The sequence below is a fragment of the Pedobacter sp. AC464 genome, assembly GCF_979253075.1.
On record NZ_CEEDBV010000001.1, the window covers coordinates 444,809 to 465,795 of the forward strand.

The following is a 20,987-nucleotide window of genomic DNA, read 5'->3' on the forward strand; positions in this document are numbered from 1 at the left end:
ACATTACATGTACAGAAAGGAAAATTTTTTATAATGAAAGTTACGTTTTTAGGCACGGGTACGTCGCAGGGTGTTCCGGTAATTGCATGTAATTGTGAAGTGTGCACATCGGGCGATAAAAAAAATAACAGGTTAAGGACTTCAATTTTAATTGAAACTGACGATAAGAACATTGTGATAGATAGCGGGCCGGATTTTCGCTACCAGCTACTGCGGGAGAGGGTGAAAGATTTGGATGCTGTTTTATTTACGCACGAGCATAAAGATCATATAGCGGGTTTAGACGATATTCGTCCGTTTAACTACCTTTTACATAAGGTTATTGATGTTTACGCCACAGAACGTGTGCAGACGGCTTTGAAACGCGAGTTTTATTACATCTTTGCTGATACCAAATACCATGGTTTACCGCAGATTAAGCTTCATACGATTTACAATGGTGATGCGTTTACAATAGGAGAGAACACAATTCTCCCGTTCGAAGTTATGCATCATTTACTGCCCATTACCGGCTATAGAATTGGCGATTTCACTTACATTACAGATGCCAAGACCATCTCCGACGCAAGTTTTAATGTGATAAAGGGTTCCAGGGTATTGGTAATTAATGCATTACAGAATGAACCGCACATTTCTCACTTCACGTTAAATGAGGCGAAAGCTTTTGCAGAAAAGGTTGGTGCAGAAACCACTTATCTAACACACATAAGTCACAATTTAGGCTTGCATAATGAAGTAGAAAATAATTTGCCATCGAATATACGGCTGGCTTACGATGGTTTGAAAATTGAATTATAAATCCTGTTTCGAAAATCCAAAATTAAATTATATTTGCACTCCACTTACTCGGGTGGCGAAATTGGTAGACGCACCAGCTTGAGGGGCTGGCGCCCGTACGGGTGTGGGAGTTCGAATCTCCTCTCGAGTACTTAACGAAGATTTCGTTAATTTTTTAGAGGTCTGCTCGTAAATGAGCAGACCTTTTTCGTTGATCTTCAGTAAGTTATGTTCAAATGTTGGATTGATGTAAGGTGTTCTAAATACCCCATTACTGTAGGCCAACGAATCTTTGAACACCGCTCTGACAATTGAATGCTTCTGAAAAATATTTCCTTTCTCATATATCCCCAATAGGTTTCTTAAATTCGGTAAGACCTTTTGGATAATTTCCTGAGTTGACAGGTTAGATGAAGGTTTGGGCTTAAGTGAATTTTCTAAAGCGGCTTTTTCCTCATTTAACTTTTTGAACCAACTTTTGTAGGTAGAACTTTCGATTTCATTATTCATAAATTTTTTCTCCAGCCCGCTGATTTTCGTATTTACATTTTTTAATTCGGCGATCATGTTTTGAAGTAATTCACGTTTTTCCTTAATTGGGTTCTTTAGCATTGCTTCTGCACCGAGATTTAAAATTTTAATTTGCACCTCATCAAAACTTAGCTCTCTCAATAGTGTGTCAAATTGTTCGTGAAGAACCTGGCCAGGAATATTGATGTTCGTGTGCTCAAGACATCTGTAATACAAGTAATATTGTTTTTTGCCTTTTGACCATCCAGCAGTCATGCTTTTTCCACACCAGCATTTTAATACCCCTCTTAATGGAAATTCCTCATCTGTTCTCACTTTCATAGGTCGTTTGTTACTTAATAATTTTTGCACAAGCCAATACTCAGCTTCGGTTATAATTGGCTCATGATTACCCTTGATAAATTTCTCAGGTAAGTCCTTATATGCAGGAACTTTTACTAAACCTGCGTATAAACAATTATGAAGGATATCGTAAACAGCATTATGATTGGTATATCGAAATCCCATATCCCTTATGCTTTTTAAGATGATATAAGGAGCAACGCCTAACAAATAATCGCGAAATACTTTTTCAATTATTGGAGATTTCACGTAGTCAATTCCAATTTTGTTTCTTTTTGTCCCATCCAGAATATTTTTGTATCCGATCGGAGCCCTACCTAAATATCGTCCGTTTTCTCTGGCATTTCGCATACCTTGCCGAGTTCTGTTGCGGATGGTAAATAGTTCTTTGTTAGCAATCATGTAATCGAATGCGCGTTTCATAAAGACGCCAGGATCGGAAGTGTCCAGATCAATCCTTTCATTAGTCGAAACAACCTTGACTCCAAAGTTTTTTTCAAGCTCCGCTATCTTCAATAGCCGCCCTTTGGTACATCTCCTCGCGGGTGTGGAGGCAGCTTGCATCAGCAGAATCCGTCGATGTATACCCACTACTGCGCCCGTTTGCCATAGGAATGTGCATTGTTATGTTTCCATCGGTAATTTCCATAATCAATGGCGTGCTCCAGCCGACCGTTTCCGCAACCAGTGCCATGGTCTCGGATTCTAATAGAGCAATAGAGGCCCTACTAAAAGCTAAAGAAACTGCGATAAAAGAAAGTAAATACTGGCAAATGTATATAGGTGACACCGGACAAGGGGACAGGGAAAAATGGTACAAATATTCCCACCCAAAAGATCCGGACGGAAGTGGTGAAACTTTTCTGGACGGCATAGGAAATGACCTTCAGTTTTATATGGAAAAACAAAGTTACAATTTCCGGAACTCCATTAAAGGTTGGCTGAAAGAAGTGCTCGAAGTGTTGTATGCCGCCTCAGCACTCTGCATTAATACGCTCCGTACTTTCTTTCTAATTGTCCTGGCCATTCTTGGGCCTTTGGTCCTTGGCTTTAGTGTATTTGACGGATTTCAGCAGACCCTAACGGTCTGGCTTGCCAGGTATGTGAATATTTTTCTTTGGTTGCCTATCGCCAACATCTTCGGCAGCATTCTGGGCAAGATTCAGGAAAATATGATAAAACTTGATATTTCTCAGATTGAAGCCGCAGGCGATACTTTTTTTTCCTCAACTGATACCGCCTACTTGATCTTCCTCATTATTGGTATCGTGGGCTATTTTTCAGTGCCGAACGTAGCAAACTATGTCGTTCACGCAGGTGGCGGGAATGCCATTCTTTCCAGAATGAATGCATTAGTGATCTCAACTTCATCGGCCGGTATGAATTCTATCTCTGCGGGAGGCGGAATGGCAGTTGATGCATTTGGAGATGCAGCAAGAAAACAGTCCCAGGGTTATGCGGCTGGAGCGCAGGGAGATTATTTCAAGGATGGTGGACCATCGGCAAGCTACCAGAAAGAGCGCCTGTCGGGTAAATCTCAATAACATAAAATCACTACCATGTTCAATAAACTTAAAAACATCGATTCTGCGTTTCGCCACATTAAAACTTTCTCTTTATTGATGGTTGTGGCCTGTATACTGATAAGTATCGGCGCGGTTTGGCAGGCATTCAAAATGGTAAGCCAGGTACAGGGCCGTATTTACATACTGGCAGGCGGGAAAGCCCTGGAAGCGATCTCGGCAGAAAGAAAAGACAATGTAGCAGTAGAACTAAAAGACCATATCAAAATGTTCCATTACTATTTTTTCTCACTCGATCCGGATGAAAAAGTAATTGCCACCAACATCGCTGCCGCACTCAACCTCGCTGATGAAAGTGCAAAGAAAGCTTACGATAACCTTAAAGAGCAGGGCTATTACAAGGGATTGATTTCAGCTAATGTTTCGCAGGTGATCACCGTGGATAGCATAACTGTGGATCTGAACACAACTCCGTACCTGTTTCGTGCCTACGCGACGCAGACACTTATCCGCTCATCTTCACGGCTTAGCCGAAGACTGATAACCCGCGGTTCTGTTCGTAATGTTTCCCGATCGGATAACAACCCGCACGGTTTTCTAATACAGAACTGGGAGACGCTAGAAAACAATGATTTACCATTAAAACCTTAACATGAAAACTGAAGGACGATCACCTCATCAGTCAGAAAATTTTACTGGCAAGGCACTTAAGGCCACCCTCATCCACACATGGCGAAAAACGGCGGATGCCATCAATGCAAACCTAACAAGGCTTCCCATGATTTGGCTTAAGATTTTGCTGCTGGTGATATCAGCAGTTTTTGGTCTCTACTGCATTAGTTTGCTCACAGGTTTTTTATAAAAAATAGTACTTATGGAAAGAAAATTAAAAGACAAAAGGATAGTGCTTCTGGCGCTTCCATTAATTATCCTGCCTTTTTTGGCCCTGGGATTTTTTGCCCTGGACGGCGGCAAAGCAAAAGATTCAAATCCGGTATCATCAGGTATAAATCCCTCATTACCCTCGGCAAAGTTCAGAAACGATGACCCCGTCGATAAAATGGGATTTTATGAATCCAGCAGTAAGGATTCGTTAAGGAAATTGGGCGAGCGGGGGCTTGCCGAAAATATTGGAAACCTTCAACCTGTCAGGGACGTAGAACTCAAAAGCCGGGATATCGATGACCGGTTAAGAAGGATTACCGCGGAGCTTGAAAGTACCGGGGCGGATCCAAATCTTTCAAAGCAGGCGAGTCAGAATAGAGAAGGCGGCGGGGTCAAAAGCGATGTCGATCGGCTTGAGTTATTGATGAAAACGATGCAGGCACCCAAAGGTGAAGATGAAGAATTAAAGCAGCTCACGACCTTAATGGAAAAAATTGCCGAGGTTCAAAATCCGCAAGCTGTAAAGCTTTCACACAAAATGGTGAAGCCACAACTCCTGGGACTTTATTCTCTGCTATCCGCGGGCTGGTTTTAGATAAGCAGGTCTTACAACAGGGTTCTTCCATGCAGGTAAAACTTTTGGACAGTGCTTTGCTTAACGGAGTCATGATCCCTTCCGGGACAATGTTATTTGGACTTTGCCAGCTGACCAATCAGCGTCTCCTGTTGGATATTAGGACGATAAGAATAGAAAACCGGATTATCCCGGTAGATTTAACCCTCTACGGTCTTGATGGCATAAAGGGAATTTTTGCCCCCGATGCTGTCCTAGCCGGCGCGGTAAATAACGGTACAGACAACGCTGTGCGTGGCATGAATGTCATCACCATGGATGGCTCAATGGCCGAACAAGTCGCGGGCGCAGGCATAGACGCAGCAAAAAGCCTCTTTTCGAAAAAACTTAAACGCGTAAAAATTAAAATCAAAACCGGGCTCGAGGTACTCATCCGAAATAATGCCGATAAGCGGAAGGCGGATAATGATTAGCCATCACAAAGCGCAGCAAATCGCAGAAGTATCCGAGCAAATTCAACAACTCGGTCTCTTTGATGAATCGCTGGTCCCTTTTGTCTCAAAATTTTACGATGCCCCATGGGAAGAGCCGACCCTATTTCTGGATAAGCAGCTCGCTGGTAAACCGGTTAAAATAGAACTGATCCTGTCCAGCAATCCAGAAATGAAAATCAGTTTGGCCTCCTACGCCCTTGTGATTGAGCAGCCGGTCATCAATCATGGGGCCATGGAAAATAATGGCGTGCATTCTGCGGTGCTAGAGGGGCGCATGAAAGTATTGGACTGGAAGAATTATGGGCGGGCGGAGGTTGAAGACTATCGCCTGTTCGCATCACAGCAACAAGCAATGGATCGGGTGCTTAGCGAACTAGCTAAGTTTCGCGGAAGAGGCGATGATATTGGGCGATCTGAGGATTCAGGGGTAGAAGGAATTGCTATGAAGCTTGAAAAATCCTACTTAACAGGTACTCCACTCGACCATCTAGTCCAAGCGCACGCAACAAAACCTCAGGGATATGACAGCAAAATCTTTTTTCCACCATGGGTAGACTTCCGGGATGTGGAAAAGCACGCACAAAGTTTAACAACACTTGAACAGTTTAGCTGGCAATGTTATTTACAACAATTTAATAATCCAAATATCATGAACCAAAAAAATCTAGAATCATTGAAAACCGAACTCTCTTCACTTGGGTTCCCCGAGCATTTGCATGAAAAGATGGAAATGCAAATGAAAAATAATGTACCCGAGTTTGAGCTTAATGACCGAATGACGGGAACAAAAGGACAGGTTGACTTCCAACTTTTTTTCAGGCAGTCTTCTCAGTCAGACTTTTATTACCTTAATAAATTTGAAGTAATGCTTACCGAAGGTAAGGGGCTTGAAAAAGACCAGTCATATCTCATTATTGCTCCATCCATCGATGGGGGAAAGAACACAGTAATAAAATATGATAATGCTGCGCAGGCGATTGATGTTTTTAAAAAGCAGACCGGCAAGGCGGAACTGGCAATCGGTACCTCCGAGCAGAACAGCAATAGGATGGCTGCAATGGACGAGGGCAAAATTTCTTTTGTCGAGAAAGATTTTTCACGGATACTCAGAAACCCACCCGTAGGGCAGACGTTCTGGTTAGACAGGGGTAAGGGATTTTCTGCCTCACAAGCACTTAACCTGATAGAAGGTAGGGCTGTGTATCGCGATGATATGTTGTCGAAGGAGGGTGCGGCCTATAAAGCATGGATGAAGCTTGACCTGGATGGTCCAAGGGATAAGTATATGAATTTTAATGTCAACCAATATCACGACCCTTCCTATGGCTTTGATCTTAAAGAGGTATTGGACAGGTTTCCGTTTAAAGAGTTAGCGAACGAAAAGCTGAGAGAGAAGCTGGAGTCAAGTCTCAAAAACGGTGACCGTGCAGCGGTTTCTATCGAAAAAGACGGTAACATTTTAACGCTTAAAATCGAAGCAGTTCCACGTTATAGCCAATTGAATGTTTTTAATCTTGAGGGTAAAAGCGAAAAGCGTGAACAATTCTTGAAAGAACAGATAAATGAGAAAGTCTTGGATAAGTCCAACACAAAAGCGAAGGTCGCCGGCAAGGAGCAAAGTGTCGGACTTTAAAATCTTTTCTTACTTTAGACATAAAAAAATCTATTAATAAACTTATTGGCGAAAGCCTGATAACAAAAACAAGAAAAATGGACAAATTTTCAAAATTAAAAGAACTGGTTTCAGCTGTGGAGAATGATGTAACCAAGTTTCATGATGCCAATAATGGTGCTGCTGGTACCAGAGTTCGCAAGGCAATGCAGGAACTTAAGGTTCTTGCGCAGGAAATACGCGCTGAAGTAACAGAAAAGAAAAATTCTGCAAAGTAAAAAAAACGGATTAAGCTTGCAAGCCGTGCTCACTTCGATCACGGCTTTTTTAGTTAGCAGGTTTTTAAAAAAAAATTACCGCTTTCCTAGTACACAGACTAAAAATTTCCTTGAGCGGTTCATAAATTATCATCGAGGGACTAACCTCATTTTCCTTTTGTATGCTTATGAGGCTTCAGTGATGGCGTGTTGCCTGGTGTTTCCTTGTTGTCATGCTGACGTTTATCCGGTTTTCCGGTAGATACAGCGGTTCTTTTCGGACCTGGTTTGATTCCCATAACGTTCTGTTTTTAAGTGAATTAATCGCTGAATATAACCAATATTTCAGAAGCGAGAACCATCAAGTTTTGAACATTCGTACTTTCTTTACTTTTAAAATCCTCCTCGTATATCGCTTTTGTTTAGAAATTGTTTTTCCTACACGATTCAAAGGCAATGAATTAAAGATATTGTGTGACTTTGAGTTATGAGTGAAGTTGTTGCGGATCTCAAAACTTGTGCATTCATCATTTGTACCCTGATATTGATATGAAATCAACATGGTCAGTCGAAGAATAGATCATATTGATTAAGCAGAGCATGTTATTTTCCAGGTATGATATTTATTTGACCTACTCTAAATAGCCCGTCACCTGCGTTCACTTCGCCGAAATCAAATAAGAGGGTGTTTGTGAAATTTAGTATTAAAGCTATCTTGATATTAATAATATTAAGTCGGAGAGTTCATTTAATCCGGTACAAATTTAGGTTCAACAACCGGCATGCAGAAGAAATTCCGGCATAAACCCGCCTGTGGCCATTCCCGCATTTCCATTTATTCCGTTGCTTCTTCGTGCTTTGGCGGTCGTAAAACCTGTGGCGGCACCATAATTAAATTAAAGTATTATGGAAAATGCATTGTATCAGCTAGCCGAAATCGAAATCAGCTACAAACCAAAGTTTATTTATTAAAAAGTACCTCGGGCTCGAGGATCGTTACCTAGAGCAGCATAGGCTATGAGGCAGACCTGGATTTTGATAATCTGAGATCTGAAAAAAGTTATGATGCTTTGCGTGAATACCTCCAGAGCAAACTTGCCAACCTCCTTTTCTCACTAGAGCTGCAGCGTAGAATTACCTCAAAATCAGACCCTGCGCTATCTATTGCGGCGCAGCCGGGAGGCAATAACACGGATTTGTTGAGGTATTCGAAAGCTGCAGAGATCGCATTCGGGAAACGGCAAATCGGAGATTTTTGGAACCCGATCAGGGGTCCCTGTCATCTCTCTATGCAGCTATATCAGACGATGCAGAGGGTGCGAACCTATACCAGCCCGATCAGGGATTCGGGGGATACCCTTCTTTGTGGACTGAATAACAATAGGCATCAGCCAGTAACCATTTGTATATAAAAATCTTAAACTAAGGCCTCATCGGTCTGGCCGCTAATGAAAGCAAATATTTATTACTTTCAAACCTCTGCGAGCATAAAGATATTTCAAGTGATGATGCCGAAAAAATCGGTTTAACCAATTTTCTCCGCAAAATAAATCATTTTTTTACCCCCCTAATGGGTAGGACAATTGTCTTTACCTGAGAGATCCAAGGGTGGACTCGCAAATCAGTAAAAACCAAAACCTCCTCGTCCAATTTATGAAAAACCATTTGAAATTTATAAAGCTAAAGGAGGAATCAGTCACGCCAAAATACCTACAGATATTTAATTCGTTTTTAGCGGGAATTGAAAGTAAGCAGCTTGAAATAGATGAAGTATTGCCCTCGATAAATGACTTAAGCCTAGCATTGGAAGTTGCCCGCAATACAGTTGAACGCGCATATGGACAGCTCAAGAAATTTGGCGTCGTCGACTCTATCCCTGGAAAAGGTTATTTTATCTCCAATGTTGACTTCGCGCAACCAAAAAAAGTATTGCTGCTTTTCAATAAACTTAGCAACCATAAAAAAATTATTTATGATGCGCTGGTCAGCAAACTGGGAAACAGCGGTGCGATAGATTTTTACATATACAACAATGACATTAAAACATTTAAAAAGATAATTGAGGATAAAGTCAAGCTCTATAACAAAGTGGTCATCATTCCCCATTTCTACGATGAAGATGAAAATACTTATAAAATAATTGATGGAATACCAAAGGATAAGCTTGTACTCGTCGATAAGATGATCAAGGAAATTGCCGGCGACTTCTCTGCGGTATACGAAGATTTTGAAAAAGACATCTATCATGCGCTAAAGGAACTCATCGAACACCTTAGTGCCTATCAAATCCTAAAAATTATTTTTCCAGCGAACAGTTACTACTCGAAGAGCATTTTGACGGGATTTATAAATTTCTGTGTACACCATGCTTTTGACTATGAGATTCTATCAAATTTGAAAAATGAAACCTTATCTCCCGGATCGGTCTATATCAACTTAATGGAAGACGACTTGGTAGAGCTAATAGATAAACTTATGCTTGCTAAGCTCATTTTGGGGAAAGATATTGGTGTGATTTCATATAATGAGACTCCACTCAAAAAAATAATATTAAATGGAATAACCACCATTTCAACCGATTTTGTAATGATGGGCGAAACAGCTGCGGAAATGATTATGGATGCTAAAAGATCCCATATAGTGACGCCCTTTAGAGTAACCCTTAGAAAATCCCTTTAAACAGATCGATAGGATTGTCGTGATTAAATTAGTACTTGAATATGTTAAAAATCATCCACGAGAATGGCCGAATCTCAAAAAGCATGAATATCCTCTCATCAAAAGTTGCGAAATACGCAATAGCGTTTTCACATTTGGATAAGCTCAGCAACCCAGCGTTTTCAGACAGGTCACCTGTCATCGGAGAGTGGGTAACAGTTTAACAATTTAAAAAATATACCTTTAAAAATAAGAGCAGGTCGAATTCGTATTTGGTCTTTAAAAAAGGAAGATGGCGCCGGCATTTTGGTGGAAAGCGGTTTTGGCTGAAAAGAACGGGCCACTCCTTTTGTCTCAAAGATAATGAAACTTTTTAAAGCTAAAACGTAGTTTGCAGTTGAGCCGATCTAATAATATGGTATAACTGTGGATTTGTTTTGGCGACAAGAAACTGAGGTGAAGAAATGATCAGACAGATTAGGTTGCGATTTGTTCCGGGTATAACTACATTTGGTAACGTTGAAAGCAGTTATAAGTTTGCGATTGCACAAAACCCTTTTAACAGATGACCAAATATAATTCACTTACTGAGGAGCATCTTTGGGATTTATTACAGTCCGGGGATCGCTGCGCTTATGCTGAAATCTACCAACGTTACTTTGGTGTGCTATATGCCCACGCCCTTAATCGGCTCAAAAATACTCAGGAAGCAGAAGATGTAATCCAAGAAATATTTTTGGACATTTGGATCAATAGTTCTAGAATTTCAATTAGGAGCAGTCTGCTGAATTATCTTATTACTTGTACTCGAAACCGAATACTAAACCTGATTTCAAGAAATAACTTCCAGGAAAAATACAAGATATCACTGGCCGTTGAGACGAACTTTGAAGCCGAGACCGATCATCTTGTCCGGGAACGATTACTGGACCAGCTTATTCAAAGAGAAATCGAAGCATTGCCACCAAAGATGAGACGGGTATTTCTGATGAGTAGGGGAGACCACCTTACACATCGGGAGATTGCAACAAGACTTGACATAACGGAACAATCCGTGAGAAGCCATGTAAAGAATGCCCTGAAGGTGCTCAAAGTTAAGCTGGGCGTATTGTTTCTGATAGTCATTCTTTTTGTGTAAATAATTTCACTTTTTTTACCCCCCTGACACACCACTTAATTGTCTATAAAATATAAGCCCAGAATATTTATGCCCAACTATAACATTGATGATTTATTGACTAAATACAGGGAGGGTACAATCACGCAAGAGGAGAAAGAGTTTTTAGAAACTTGGTATGCTAACTGGGTGCCTCAGCCGCAGGAAATTTCGGAAGGCGAGGTGGAAAGGGCAAAACAAAGGGTATGGGCTACTTTAGGACCAAAAACCCGACTGTTCGAACCATGGCATTGGTTTTCTGCTGCTGCCGCTATTTTTCTCGTTGTCGCAATAGTCTGGACATTTTATAATCAATCCGGGACAGACAAGAAGCAGTTGATTTCTCAACAGACGCCGGTGGACTTTACACCCGGTGGAAATAAAGCAGTGCTTACTTTGGCGGGCGGGGAGCAGGTAATCCTTTCTGAAAATCGCTCCGGAAACATCGCCAGGCAAGGTGGCGCCCCAATCAGTCAGGCCACAGCAGGAGAGTTGGTTTACGGAAAATCATTAAATGCGAAAACCGCTGGACTTATGACAAATAGCATCACCACTCCCCGGGGCGGTGAATACCAGCTGGTACTTTCTGACGGCACTAAGGTTTGGCTCAATGCAGCCTCTTCAATAAGCTTTCCGGTTGCTTTTACAGCTGGTGAACGGAAGGTTTCGTTAAGGGGCGAAGCATACTTTGAAGTTGCTCATGACAAAAGCAAGCCTTTTATTGTCTCAACTGCCGGTCAGCAAGTCGCGGTGCTTGGAACACACTTCAATATTAGCGCCTATACAGATGACGATTTTATAAGCACTTCACTTATAAGTGGACTAGTAAAGATTAAAAATCTAAAATCAGGAAATGTTCAGGTGATACGTCCAGGACAGGGAGCAACGACGACCGCCCAGGATGGTGGCATTGATGTGAAACCTATCGACATCGATGAAGTCATGTCATGGAAGAACGGCTATTTTCAATTTGATAACCAGGACATATACACTATTATGAAAATCATGGGACGTTGGTATAACGTTGATGTGGAATATTCAAATGTCCGGAACAACGAGAGATTCGGAGGTACTTTTTCTAGAGGTAAAAATCTATCCGAATCATTGGCCAACCTTGAAAAATTAGGAAAAGTACACTTTAAAATAACCTCGAAAAAGATAATAGTGACTAATTAAGCAAAAATTAAGAAAAGAAAGGAGATAATTTATAAAGATAACCTGAACTAAAAATTAAAATAACCAGGAACGTTGCAACCGCCCCTGGTTAACGGACTATAAAATCCTACACAGGTAAAATAAACCAACACAGTTTAACTAAACCCATTAACCAAATGTATAAAAAATTTACTGAATTACTTTTCAGCAGGAACTCCTATGTATATTCCAATTCTTTCTTAAAAATGAAACTAACCGTTGTTTTGATAATTGTTACGTTTCTGCAGGTAAGGGCTGAAATCTTTGCCCAAAAAATTACTTTAAACGCAAAGGCTGCTAAGCTCAAAGAGGTAATTACCCAAATTCGCAAACAGACCGATTATGACTTTCTCTACAATAATGCCGATGTGAAGAACGCCAAGCCTATTTCCATTAGCGCAAAAGATATGGATTTGATGGCTGTTTTGGAGCTTTGCTTCAAAGATCAGCCTGTCGAGTTCACCGTAAAAAACAAAACTATCCTTATTACCAGCAAACCGATTACTTTAAATTCAAGCCCATTAGCGCAGAAGAAGGCTCGCGTTACAGGTACTGTGACAGATGCGGTTGATGGTTTAGCCGTTATTGGCGCCAGCGTATTGATTGAGGGTACCAAAATCGGTGCAACGACCGATGTTTCTGGAAATTTTTCACTTGATGTGCCCGGCTCAACGGCAGTGCTTGTGATTTCCTTTATTGGTTATGAAACACAAAAGGTTACATATAGTGGCCAAGCGAACTTAACTGTCAGGCTTACAAAAGCAGATACGAAATTACAGGATGTTGTTGTAGTGGGATACGGAACCAGGGCTAAAGGCGCAGTAACTGGTGCAATTTCTACGGTTAAATCTGATGTTTTTGAAAACAGGCCGCTAAATAATAGTTTAGACGCGTTGCAAGGGACTGTTCCAGGCTTCACGATTACCAAAGGTTCTGGTCAGCCTGGTGCTTCAGAATACGGCTTTAACATCCGTGGATCTTCGTCGATTAATGGGAATTCTCCATTAGTACTCGTTGACGGTGTGCCGACAAGTTTTACAATCTTTAATACGATTAATCCTGCTGATATCGCTGAATTATCCGTACTTAAAGACGCTGCTGCTGCAATATATGGTGCACGTGCCGGAGATGGGGTAGTGATTGTGACAACAAAAAAAGGGAAAAATGGTCCTCCGGAAGTAAGCTATAGTGCAACTTTCGGACTCAAAGAACCGACTTACCTGCGCAAGATGCAAAATACCCTTGAATTCGCAGAATTTATGGATGAAGGGTTACGTAACGTTGGAATCGCAGGGTTCCCACAATCGGTTTTTGACAAGATTCGCGCCAATGCGCCATTCGAAGCGATAGGCTGGAACTATAACATAACAAATTATCCTGGCTTCTTCGGCTACACCGACTGGAACAAGGAAATTTATAAGAATGCCATTCAGCAACTCCATAACATCTCAATTTCAGGCGGGGGAGAAAATAATAACTATCTGTTCTCTGCGGGATATAATAAAGATGAAGGTATTGTTAGGTATGGTATAAATAATTCCCAGCGTTACAATCTTCGTTTGAATTACGATTTTCGCTTGACACCAAAGTTCACTTTGGAAACCCGTACAAGCTACACGAACATCGGCAATACCAACCCGACAGATTTAGGAAATGCTTTAACCAACGTCACCAGACAATTCCCTTATCAGCCGGTATTCAATCCGGCGGGTCAATTTTACGGATATCAGGGCTACGAGAATCCAGCGCAGAGTTTGACCGAGGCGGGAATTTCAAGAGATAATTCTTCAAACTTCGCCACAAATTTCAAAGCAGATTACACCGTTATCCCTGGTTTGAAACTAACTGCTCAGGCCGCTCTTAGACTAAATTATAACAATAACAATTACACGAGGCCAACTTTTACCAGGTATAATTACGCAGGCGGTGTTCAGGACATTCGCCAGGCACCCAACTCTGCTCAATACAGCAATAACAGGAACATAAATGAGTTGTATCAGGTTTACGCAGATTACAACAAGCAGTTAAGCCAAAGCCATCGGATAAACATTACTGCAGGAGCATCTATCGAGAAGACCAAAAGTGATGGACAGAATACCTGGGGATATAATTTTGTGAGTAATGATATTTTTACTTTAAACCTGGCCGACCGTACTAACGTTGCTTATGCAAATTTCGGCGGTTTTTTAAACAGACAATCTTTAGGGTCATATTTTGGTAGATTAAGTTATTCATTCAAAGAAAAGCTCATAATCGATGTAACAGCCCGTGCGGACGGAAGTTCAAAATTCGCCGAAGACAAACGTTGGAGCGCCGTGTTCCCGTCTGCTTCACTGGCTTACAACCTTTCTGAAGAAAATTTTATAAAAGCAATTCCTGTTATTAATCAATTGAAGCTACGCGCTTCTTGGGGTAAAATGGGTAATCAGGAAATTGGAGCACTTGGTTTGTATGATTATATTCCATTGATTAATGTGACTGGGACATATCCCTTAGGGTCGCCAAATGCGGGACTGCAAGGGGCAAGATCAAACCCTGCCTCATCAGACAGAACATGGGAAACCATTGAGAACCGTAATATCGGTGTTGATGTTTCCTTGCTTAAATCCAGACTAAGCTTCTCTTTCGATTATTTTAACAAAATTAATGATGATATGCTTGTGGCGATTGCTGTGCCCGCGACTTTTGGCGGTTCAGCTCCTTCTTCAAACCAGGGTAGATTAAAGACAAAAGGGTTTGAAGCTATTGCGACCTGGAAAGACAATGTTGGTGCATTCAGATATAGTGTTTCTGTGCAGTTGAGCGACGCGCAGAATAAGCTTATGGAACTGAAAAATACTGACAATCCTCAGGTAGGCTTGAATCAGTTTAGACAAGGCTATGCTATAAACTCTTACTTCGGTTATGTGTTCGACGATATCATCCAGAACCAGGCGCAACTAGATTCTTATAAAAAGCTTCAGGGTATTCCTGCCAGAATCGGTATTGGAGACGCGATGTTTAAGGACCTTGACGGCGACGGCGTTTTAACGCCTTTCGGTGACAAGACCAAAGGGCTTGCCGGAGACATGCAATATCTTGGTGATTTGACTCCGAGATATACTTTTTCTTCAAATATCAATGTAGGCTGGAAGAAGTTTGATTTGTCAGTATTTTTACAAGGCGTTGGTAAGCGTGATGTCCAGTATGGCGGTAATATTGCAACACCTAACACATTCTTCTGGCCTTCCCTTGCTTATTTCAATGGTAAAACCTGGAGCCCTTCAAGAACTGATGCCGAATATCCGAGGTTCATTCCCGGCAACGTTGGCTTTGATGACCTACGTTCCAACAACTACCGCTCATCGACACTTGTGATGCGCAACGTATCCTACCTGCGGTTTAAAGTGATAACCTTGGGCTATAATCTGCCTGACAATATTGCAAAGGCAGTTAAATTGAAGTCCGCAAGAATTTTCCTTAGTGGACAGGATCTTTTCACCATTTCCAAAGGCACATTAGGAGGCAATTTCGATCCTGAAGATGCATTCAGAAATGAAGGAACCTATCCTTTTAGCAAAATTTATTCACTTGGTTTGAATGTTAAATTTTAAAACAACTTTTATGAAAATTCAAAATATCAATCAATATAGCAATCTTAACAGGTTACGCGCCTGGCCCGTGGGATGGTCGTTGGCACATAAGATGAAGTCCGGTTTTTGCCTTTTGCTTTTATTAGCTGCGCTTTCGGGCTGCAAGAAAGATCTTAATTTGGTTCCTGAGGACAATATCTCGGATGCAACTTTCTATAAAACTGCCGCAGACTTTAAATTAGCCGCAAATGTGCTTTATCAAGGACTTGATCAGTGGGGAACTGAAGATACTCAATCCGACATTGCCTTCAACAATCCGAATCCGGTGAGTAATGGACAGTTGTTGCCCTCCGAAACCACATCATGGTCTGGATTATACACCAATATCCGCTATGCGAATAATATTATCGACAAGGGTACTGGAAGTTCGGATGCCGGCATTAAGCAATACGTGGCAGAAGCCAAGTTTTTTAGGGCATATTATTATTACAAGCTTTTCAGGCTTTATGGTGGCGTTCCGCTAATCTCAAAGGTACTTCAATCGGGAGACGAGGGCTTATTTGCACCACGCTCAACCCGAGGTCAGACTGCAGACTTCATTCTTGCTGACTTGAGTGCTGCAAAAACGGATCTACCCTTGCAAACCTCCGGCGGCGACGTCGGCCGTATAACAAAAGGCATAGCACTGGGCCTTGCTTCCAGAGTTGCCCTTTTTGAAGGGACATGGCAGAAATCCCGCGGAGATGCATCTGCAAACACCTATCTGGACGCTGCCATAGCTGCTTCACAGGAAGTTATCAGTGGTGGAGTTTATACCTTATATACTGGTAATGGAACTCAGAGCTACCGTTATCTGTTTTTGGAGGCGGGCGATGACTCCAAAGAAACCATGCTTGACAGACGTTATGCAAGGAATATCTTCGGACATGACGTTCCTTATGCCTATGATCAGGATGGATACAATCCGACCAGAAAAATGGCAGACCTTTACCTTGATAAGAACGGACTTCCGATTACAGCACCTGGAACTGTGTTTCAGGGATATCAGACCTTTGTCTCTGAGTTTCAGGACAGGGATCCGAGAATGACAATGACCATGATTATACCGGGTACACTTACTAACCGCGTATTTAATCCTGTTACAAAAATTGCCAACTGGCCAGATAACCCACAGCGAAACTTCAACACCGGTTATATTCTTTATAAGTATATGTCTGAAGACGCCGCTGCAAATAATTCTGGTCGCCTTGGTACTTCGAGTCTTTTCGACTTTGACAAGCATATCATGCGTTATGCGGAGGTATTGTTAAACTATGCAGAAGCTGTATATGAAAGAAACGGTTCCATTACCGATATCGATTTGGATTTGACAATAAACAAAATAAGATCACGTTCGGGCATGCCAAGGTTGACAAATGCATTTGTGAGCTCCAACGGTTTGAACATGCGTACCGAAATCAGAAGGGAAAGAACAGTCGAGTTAGCGCTAGAAGGGTTTCGTTACGATGATTTAAGAAGATGGAAAACTGCAGAGACAGAATTGCCACAGGATATTAAAGGCATCAAAATTACTGGAACCCAATGGGCGACACGCGCACCATATAGCAATGCAACTTACCTTACACGGGTAGATGCGAATGGATTTTTGATAGCCGAAACCGGAAGAAAATTTAACCCTGCCAGGGATTATCTTCAGCCGCTTCCGCTGAGAGAGATTTCTTTTTATGCCAATAGCGGGAAAAAATTGGATCAAAATCCAGGATGGTAGAAGTTGGTTAGTATGAATCGGTCGGCTTTTGCCGGCCGGTTTTTTTTGTTAATAACCGCCTTTATGGCACATTCACACAATGCAAAGAATTTTGATATGATTAGAAAAAAATACGCAATACTCCTTTTTTGGGTTTTGTTTTCCAATTTGGGCTTTGCTCAGCAGGAAAAAGTAAAAGAGTCTGAGCAGGGGCTTATGGGCTCAAGGTTCCTCACCTTCAATACGGTAATCCGTGTAAATCAAATAGAGGTATCCCGTGACAAAAATGTCGGAGAGGATGAGCGGTCTCTTCACACGCCAGAAAGGGTGAAAGCCTTTCGCAACGCGCTCGAAGAAGGCTTTCCGGGCGCAAAGATGACATGGGCGCTCAGTTGGCTTGCCCTGAACGATAAGACCTCAAATTACCAGCAGATCAGAAAACTTATCACTGAATATCATTATAAGTATGGAGACGAAGTTACCTTTATTCCCGGCGCTTATTTCGCTAATGCTTACAACGATACCGAGCAGGTCAATAGGGATCTTCATGACGGCTTGGCGCTGGTGGGAAAAATGGTTGGAAAAAATTACAGACCGCTCAGCGTGGTTGCGGGCTTTCTATCCTCGGAAAACCAGCAGTATCTAGCAGAAAAAGAAAATATTCATGTCTGCCAGGGAAATATTTGGAGCCAGTTCGCCATAGACAACCAGGATGGGGACGGATCTGTGAGTTATCCGTTTTACCCTTCCAAAGAGCATTTTTGTAAGCCCGCCCAGGGCGAAAAAGATTTCATAGACTGCGTAAACCTGGACGGCTGGACAGTTGACTTTCTTGCGGGAAGACGGCAGGGAAGGGCAGGCGGTTTCAACAGCCGGCTAGGCGTGGGGCCAATAGAGACCCTAGGCCGCCACGGAAACGAGATTGGTCTCCAGGAAATGATGCACACCACTGCAATCCACTTTGACAAAGGCTTTGACCTCAACGGCTTTGCATGGGTGACAAACTGCTGGGAATTAAGCCTGATATATGATCCCGCCAGGTTAACGGACTGGGTACGCGGCGTAAAAAAGCGCTGGCCTGATACCAGATTAATTACGCAGGGAGAATTTGGAGAACTATGGAGAAAACATTATAAAGCCAATGATTTCAATTACAGGTTTGTCGAAAGAGGCTCAGGTATCGGCGGTTCAGATGCCAATATGGAGATCAGCTGGTTTATGAACCGGGACTTCAGGCTCGCACTCCTGCGGGATTGGAAAGTTAACGGACCTGAGATGGCTATCGATTTCACCAGGTATGACCTCACGGCTAAACAGCCGCAGGGCATGACCCGACAGTGGAGCCTGCTAGGCGACATCAATCAGAAACAGACACGCCCGCAGGATAAGCCCGTTGCGTTGACTGCCATGCCCGTTCCTTCCATGATGATCATCAAAAAAAGATATCCCGAAATCATACCGGTGCGATAGCACAGAACCTTGACTTAATGCTATCCAATCAATGTTTATCAACGAATACAATTACTTGCAAAGAAGAATGAAAAAGAGACCACAACAGAACATGCTAAAAAGCTATCAATTTTCTACAGCCGTTATTTTTGCCCTGTTGCTGTTATTGGGCTCTTCGTTTAGCGGGAGATGCCTAGTGAAGGTCATTCCACCTAAGGATGGGCCAAAGATCGTAAATATCGTGAATTTTATCCGCCTGCTGGAACCACGGGATGCAAAGATCACGCAAAATGTACTCTACCAAACCGTCGTTAAACAGGTCGAGATTATGAAAAAATATAATCTTCCGGGTACTTTCCTGTTACAGTATGATGCACTCATGGATTCCAGATACCAGAAGCTCCTTTCCTCCCTTCCCAAGGATTCCTTCGAAATTGGGGCATGGTGGGAACTTCCTCAGCCGCTAATAGAAAAAGCCGGGCTGAAGTGGCGTGGTCGTTATCCGTGGGACTGGCATGCCGATGTGGGCTTTGCTACGGGTTATACTCCGCAAGAACGCGAAAAAATCATAGACGTCTATATGGCCGATTTCAAAAAGGTTTTCGGCTATTTTCCAAAATCCGTGGCGTCCTGGTTTATCGATGCCCATAGCCTTAATTATATGTATGAAAAATACGGTATCGTAGCTTCTGCAAACTGCAAGGATCAGTATGGAACGGACGGTTATACCCTCTGGGGAGGCTATTGGAACCAAGCCTACTACCCAAGCAAGATTAACTCTTATATGCCCGCACAGAATGCCGAAAAGCAGATTCCTGTACCAGTATTCAGAATGCTCGGCAGCGATCCTGTTCGCCAGTACGATACCGGACTTGGGACCAGAAGACAGGGCGTGATTACGCTCGAGCCAGTCTATCGTTTCGGGGGCGGAAGCAAAGAATGGGTAGATTGGTTTTTTCAAGCCTTTACCCAGGAACGCTCGCTCGGTTTCAATTATACTCAGGCTGGTCAGGAGAATTCATTTACCTGGAATGCCATGTCAAAGGGGCTTGAGATCCAAATGCCCTTGATCGCAAAACTGCGCGATGAGGGAAAACTCAAGGTCGAAACGATGGAAGCATCAGGAATCTGGTTTAAGAAAAACTATAAGGTTACCCCGGCAACTTCGTTCGGTGTGACGAAGGACATCGAGGGCAGCGGACTAAAAACCCTGTGGTATAACAGCCGTTTTTATCGAATCAACCTGTTATGGGAGAATAATGGACTGAGAATCCGGGACATTCACATGTTCAATGAAAACTTTCCCGACAAATACACGACAGAAATTGCAACTTCCAACGAATGCTCCTTTTTTACCCTTCCAATTGTCGACGGTTACATCTGGAGCAAAAGAGACCTGCTTGCAGGGCTTCGCTTCAAGGCAAAAATAGGTGGAAAGGAAATCCTGCTAAAGGGGGGAGATCCGGTATTTACAGAAAAGGGGAAAAGTGCTGTACACATATCTTGGCCCCTAACATCCGTCCAGGGCAGCCTGGAGATGGACCTGAACGAAAAGACCTTCGCCATCCGCTTCGCCGGGAAGGAGAAGCTGGACTGGTTCATGGATCTTGAAACGGCTGCAACGGCAAAGTTGCCCTTTGCGAAGGTAAGTCCATCCAAACTCGAATGCAGGTTTGGGGGAATGGATTATGCTGCGACGATACAAGGAGGCACCTTTTCCAAGCCTGAAAGTAATGCTATATTTCGTGTCCGGCCGTCGGCATCTAGGATGCGGCTTTATCTTTCCGCATTTTAGCGATGTTGCGCTCCCCATTGGTCATACTTACTTGAACGGTCCGGTTTATATAGCCAAGTTCGCGGTTTATTTGTCATCGGCATGCTTAGACATGCCGATCAAATTTCATTCCTAAGTATACGCATACTTGTAAAGTCGGCGCGAGCGCGGAATAAGCCTGAAAAATTTGAACAACATTAATTTTCAAAAAATGGACAAAATTCAGAAATTGCTCCTATTGACCCAGGAGGCAAAAATGCATTACGTTAAGTTTGCCGCCCACGAAAATATAGCCGCCGCTATCCGTTGCCGGAAAATGCTAAGCGAAATCAAACGCACGGCACAGGAAACTAGAACAGAAATCCTCGCCAGGCAAAAGGAAATCGACTTGAAACGATATCGAAAGTCGGATAGATGAACTGATCTTCATCCCGTTTAACCA

At 42.5% G+C, this 20,987-nt stretch carries 17 protein-coding genes, 1 tRNA gene and 1 pseudogene; 17 read left to right on the forward strand and 2 right to left on the reverse strand.

The features are described 5' to 3' along the window. Positions 1–33 precede the first annotated feature (33 nt). Positions 34–798: an MBL fold metallo-hydrolase gene (locus tag AC0IWT_RS01915; RefSeq protein ID WP_471795742.1), complete on the forward strand. Its 765-nt coding sequence runs from the start codon at positions 34–36 to the stop codon at positions 796–798. 46 nt (positions 799–844) lie between these two features. Then, positions 845–928 (forward strand) — tRNA-Leu (locus AC0IWT_RS01920). A 722-nt stretch (positions 929–1,650) separates the two neighbouring features. Here the strand turns inward: AC0IWT_RS01920 and AC0IWT_RS01925 are convergent. Next, positions 1,651–2,214 (reverse strand): annotated as a pseudogene (locus AC0IWT_RS01925) (recombinase family protein); the annotation flags it as partial. Here AC0IWT_RS01925 and traJ point away from each other — a divergent pair. The 7 genes from traJ (at position 2,196) to AC0IWT_RS01960 (ending at position 7,016) form a co-directional block, all read left to right on the forward strand. After that, a complete protein-coding gene (gene traJ / locus AC0IWT_RS01930; protein WP_471795743.1) occupies positions 2,196–3,194 on the forward strand; it encodes a conjugative transposon protein TraJ in 999 nt (332 codons plus the stop codon). The pseudogene AC0IWT_RS01925 and the gene traJ sit on opposite strands and share 19 nt — an antisense overlap. 15 nt (positions 3,195–3,209) lie before the next feature. Beyond that, positions 3,210–3,824, forward strand: coding sequence for a conjugative transposon protein TraK (traK, locus tag AC0IWT_RS01935; RefSeq protein ID WP_471795744.1), 615 nt, complete (start codon positions 3,210–3,212; stop codon positions 3,822–3,824). Between the two features lies 1 nt (position 3,825). Beyond that, positions 3,826–4,035: a hypothetical protein gene (locus AC0IWT_RS01940; RefSeq protein WP_471795745.1), complete on the forward strand. Its 210-nt coding sequence runs from the start codon at positions 3,826–3,828 to the stop codon at positions 4,033–4,035. Positions 4,036–4,047: 12 nt separating this feature from the next. Then, a complete protein-coding gene (locus AC0IWT_RS01945; RefSeq protein ID WP_471795746.1) occupies positions 4,048–4,653 on the forward strand; it encodes a hypothetical protein in 606 nt (201 codons plus the stop codon). A 29-nt stretch (positions 4,654–4,682) separates the two neighbouring features. Further along, the gene (gene traM / locus AC0IWT_RS01950) at positions 4,683–5,105 is read left to right on the forward strand and encodes a conjugative transposon protein TraM (RefSeq protein ID WP_471795747.1); all 423 of its coding nucleotides are present in this window, start codon (positions 4,683–4,685) and stop codon (positions 5,103–5,105) included. Further along, positions 5,098–6,759 (forward strand): hypothetical protein, encoded by a 1,662-nt coding sequence (locus AC0IWT_RS01955; protein WP_471795748.1) that lies wholly within the window; start codon positions 5,098–5,100, stop codon positions 6,757–6,759. Before traM ends, AC0IWT_RS01955 begins: the two co-directional genes overlap by 8 nt. A gap of 77 nt (positions 6,760–6,836) precedes the next feature. Next, entirely contained in the window at positions 6,837–7,016 is a 180-nt protein-coding gene (locus AC0IWT_RS01960; RefSeq protein WP_471795749.1) for a histone H1, read from the forward strand. 146 nt (positions 7,017–7,162) lie between these two features. On the opposite strand, the gene AC0IWT_RS01965 is transcribed toward AC0IWT_RS01960, so the two are convergent. After that, a complete protein-coding gene (locus tag AC0IWT_RS01965) occupies positions 7,163–7,294 on the reverse strand; it encodes a hypothetical protein (RefSeq protein ID WP_255352785.1) in 132 nt (43 codons plus the stop codon). Between the two features lie 1,354 nt (positions 7,295–8,648). Here AC0IWT_RS01965 and AC0IWT_RS01970 point away from each other — a divergent pair. The 8 genes from AC0IWT_RS01970 to AC0IWT_RS02005 all read left to right on the forward strand — a co-directional run bounded on the left by AC0IWT_RS01970 (position 8,649) and on the right by AC0IWT_RS02005 (position 20,963). Continuing rightward, positions 8,649–9,674, forward strand: a complete 1,026-nt coding sequence (locus AC0IWT_RS01970) for a GntR family transcriptional regulator (protein WP_471795750.1) — start codon at positions 8,649–8,651, stop codon at positions 9,672–9,674. Positions 9,675–10,218: 544 nt separating this feature from the next. Beyond that, complete coding sequence (locus tag AC0IWT_RS01975; protein WP_471795751.1) at positions 10,219–10,791, forward strand: RNA polymerase sigma factor; 573 nt, start codon at positions 10,219–10,221, stop codon at positions 10,789–10,791. 69 nt (positions 10,792–10,860) lie between these two features. Then, the gene (locus AC0IWT_RS01980) at positions 10,861–11,985 is read left to right on the forward strand and encodes a FecR family protein (RefSeq protein ID WP_471795752.1); all 1,125 of its coding nucleotides are present in this window, start codon (positions 10,861–10,863) and stop codon (positions 11,983–11,985) included. Between the two features lie 224 nt (positions 11,986–12,209). Beyond that, the gene (locus AC0IWT_RS01985; protein WP_471795753.1) at positions 12,210–15,596 is read left to right on the forward strand and encodes a SusC/RagA family TonB-linked outer membrane protein; all 3,387 of its coding nucleotides are present in this window, start codon (positions 12,210–12,212) and stop codon (positions 15,594–15,596) included. A gap of 10 nt (positions 15,597–15,606) precedes the next feature. After that, on the forward strand, positions 15,607–17,343 hold the full coding sequence (locus AC0IWT_RS01990; RefSeq protein ID WP_471795754.1) for a RagB/SusD family nutrient uptake outer membrane protein: 1,737 nt from the start codon (positions 15,607–15,609) through the stop codon (positions 17,341–17,343). 63 nt (positions 17,344–17,406) lie between these two features. Continuing rightward, positions 17,407–18,792: a DUF3863 domain-containing protein gene (locus AC0IWT_RS01995; RefSeq protein ID WP_471795755.1), complete on the forward strand. Its 1,386-nt coding sequence runs from the start codon at positions 17,407–17,409 to the stop codon at positions 18,790–18,792. Between the two features lie 67 nt (positions 18,793–18,859). After that, on the forward strand, positions 18,860–20,566 hold the full coding sequence (locus AC0IWT_RS02000; RefSeq protein WP_471795756.1) for a hypothetical protein: 1,707 nt from the start codon (positions 18,860–18,862) through the stop codon (positions 20,564–20,566). Positions 20,567–20,756: 190 nt separating this feature from the next. After that, a complete protein-coding gene (locus AC0IWT_RS02005) occupies positions 20,757–20,963 on the forward strand; it encodes a hypothetical protein (protein WP_471795757.1) in 207 nt (68 codons plus the stop codon). Positions 20,964–20,987 lie beyond the last annotated feature (24 nt).